Annotated in this window: 3 protein-coding genes; 2 read left to right on the top strand and 1 reads right to left on the bottom strand. The window is 76.2% G+C overall.

Annotated features, from left to right (window positions below; all coding sequences use genetic code 11):
* The coding region (locus ACOV8S_RS21165) for a sirohydrochlorin chelatase (RefSeq protein ID WP_448319398.1) at nt 1–393 on the bottom strand (393 nt) is incomplete at its 3' end.
* A gap of 215 nt (nt 394–608) precedes the next feature.
* Between ACOV8S_RS21165 and ACOV8S_RS21160 the strand changes: the two genes are divergently transcribed.
* Nucleotides 609–1,313: a SanA/YdcF family protein gene (locus ACOV8S_RS21160; RefSeq protein WP_448319480.1), complete on the top strand. Its 705-nt coding sequence runs from the start codon at nt 609–611 to the stop codon at nt 1,311–1,313.
* A gap of 104 nt (nt 1,314–1,417) precedes the next feature.
* Nucleotides 1,418–3,059: molybdopterin oxidoreductase family protein (locus tag ACOV8S_RS21155; RefSeq protein ID WP_448319397.1), on the top strand; the 1,642-nt coding region annotated here is incomplete at its 3' end.

Here is a 3,059-nt window from a genome sequence, read left to right as displayed (position 1 = left end):
GCCGTGCCGGGCACCCACCGCGCCCGGGGCCTCGGGCCAGCCCGCCTCGACGAGCCGCCCGTGCAGGGCCCGCACCAGCAGCGGGTGCGGCCCCAGGGCGGGCGCGAGACGGACCGGGCCGGTGGCGTGCGCCGCGACGGCGTGCGGGATGTCGCGCTTGACGTGGTGCCCGCGGCCCAGCAGCAGCGGCACCAGCACGGCGGGCGTGCCGCCGAGGGCGCCGAGGGTGTCCGTCAGCAGCGGCTCGTTCAGCTCGATGTGCCCGAGCCGGACGTCGAGGCCGGGCCGCGCCGCGCGCACCAGGCCGGCCAGGGCCCGCGCGGTGGCCAGGGCCCGGGGGTCGCGGCTGCCGTGCGGCACGAGCACGAGGGCGGGGCGTGAGGTCTCGGACATGCCATCGATCCTCCCCCGGCCACGTTGCCGCCCGGTTGCCGCCCGGCGTCCGCCTTGTTTTCCCTCCGATCACAGTGGCCCCGCACCCGGTGTGAGAGACGTGAGGGAACCACCCCACCGCCCCGGGCGTATGAGATGACGTGGGGACACGACACGAGACACCGCGCGCACCGCGGCAGGCGTTGCCGGGAATCCTGCCGCGGGTGCGGTGGGGGGTGCGGACGGCGGCGCGCAGGGCGTGGCCGCGGACGACGGCCGGGCGGCGGCGGACGGTGCGCGCGGCGGTGGCCGCGTGCGCGCTGGCGCTCCTGCCCTACGCGTGGGTGTGGACGGCAGCGGACGACCGCCTCCGCTCCCCCGCCGAGGCGCCGCGCACCGACGTCGCGGTGGTGTTCGGCGCCGGGCTGTGGGACGGCGAGCCCTCCCCCTATCTGGCGCACCGCCTGGACACCGCGGCCGCGCTCTACGCGGACGGCCGCGTCCGGGTCGTCCTGGTCACCGGCGACAACAGCCGCGAGGAGTACGACGAGCCGGACGCGATGCGCGCCTACCTGGTGGAGCGCGGCGTGCCCGGCTCGCGGATCGTCAGCGACTACGCCGGCTTCGACACCTGGGACTCCTGCGCCCGGGCGAAGCGGATCTTCGGCGTGGACGAGGCGGTCCTGATCAGCCAGGGCTTCCACGTCCGCCGGGCGGTGGCGCTGTGCGAGGAGGCGGGCATCGCCTCCTACGGCGTGGCGGCCACCGGCGACCGGCGCGACGCCGTCTGGTACTACGGCGTCGTCCGGGAGACCCTCGCGGCGGGCAAGGCCGGCCTCGACGCGCTGTTCGAGCCGGACCCGCACTTCCTGGGGCCCCGCGAGAAGGGCGTCGAGAAGGCCCTCGCCACGGGGTGGGGCGCGGCCCTCGCAGCGGGGTGAAACAAGGCCCTCACAGCGGGGTGGGACGGGCCGGGAGGTCACCGTCCCGGCCGCGTAACCGGCGGCGACGGGCCTCGTAACAGCTCCCGCGCACGCTGGTCGGTATGCAGAACACCGCCGCGTCCACGCCCACCCACTGCCCGTACTGCGCCCTGCAGTGCGGCATGAACCTGGCCCCCGCCGAGGGGGGCGGCGTCCAGGTTCTGGAGCGCGCGGACTTCCCGGTGAACCGGGGCGCGCTGTGCGGCAAGGGCCGCACCGCTCCGGCGGTGCTGGAGCGCGCGGCGCGGCTGACCGAGCCGCTGGTGCGCGGCGCCGACGGCGAGCTGACGCCGGCGAGCTGGGACGAGGCCCTGGACCGGATCGCCGGCGCCCTGCTGCGCACCCGCGCCGAGCACGGCGCGGACGCGCTGGGCGTCTTCGGCGGCGGCGGCCTCACCAACGAGAAGGCGTACACGCTGGGCAAGTTCGCCCGGGTGGCGCTCGGCACCTCGCAGATCGACTACAACGGCCGGTTCTGCATGTCCTCCGCCGCGGCCGCCGGGACGAAGGCGTTCGGCGTGGACCGCGGCCTGCCGTTCCCGCTGGAGGACGTCCCGCGCACCGGGTGCGTGATCCTGGTCGGCTCCAACCCGGCCGAGACCATGCCGCCGTCGCTGCGCTACTTCACCGAACTGCGCGACAACGGCGGCACGCTGATCGTGATCGACCCGCGCCGCACCCGCACCGCCGAGCAGGCCGACCTGCACCTGGCGCCCCGCCCGGGCACCGATCTCGCCCTGGCGCTCGGCCTGTTGCACCTGGTGGTCGCCGAGGGGCGGACCGACGAGGCGTACATCGCGGAGCGGACCACCGGCTGGGAGGAGGCCCGGGCCGCGGCGATGGCGCACTGGCCGGAGTACGTGGAGCGGATCACCGGCGTGCCGGTGCCGCAACTGCGCGAGGCGGTGCGGATGTTCTGCGATCCCGAGGCGGCGATGGTGCTCACCGCGCGCGGCCCGGAGCAGCAGTCCAAGGGCACCGACACGGTCGGCGCGTGGATCAACCTCTGCCTGGCCACCGGCCGCCCCGGCCGCCCGTACTCCGGCTACGGCTGCCTCACCGGCCAGGGCAACGGCCAGGGCGGGCGTGAACACGGCCAGAAGGCCGACCAGTTGCCCGGCTACCGCAAGCTGGACGACCCGGAGGCGCGCCGTCACGTGGCGGGCGTGTGGGGCGTGGACCCGGACTCGCTGCCGGGGCCGGGCCGCAGCGCCTACGAGCTGCTGGACGCCCTGGGCACCGACGTCCGCACCCTGCTGCTGATGGGGTCCAACCCGGTGGTCTCCGCGCCGCGCGCCGCGCACGTCGAGGAGCGGATCCGCTCGTTGGACTTCCTCGCCGTGGCCGACGTGGTGCTCTCCGAGACGGCGGCGCTGGCCGACGTGGTGCTGCCGGTGACCCAGTGGGCGGAGGAGACCGGCACCACCACCAACCTGGAGGGCCGGGTGCTGCTGCGGCGGCAGGCGCTCGCCCCGCCCGCCGGGGTGCGCAGCGACCTGTACGTGATGCGGGAGCTGGCCGCCCGGCTCGGTGTGGAGAAGGGGTTCTCCGACGACCCCGAGGAGGTCTTCGAGGAGCTCCGCCGGGCGAGCGCGGGCGGCCTCGCGGACTACTCGGGCATCACCTACCGGCGGCTGGCGGAGGAGAACGGCGTGTTCTGGCCCGCGCCGGAGCGGGTCGACGGTGGGGGCGACGGGGACGGCG

It is taken from the genome of Streptomyces sp. CO7, from assembly GCF_053474865.1.
Note: the sequence above shows the minus strand (reverse complement) of the source record. Positions and strands in the feature narration are given on the sequence as shown.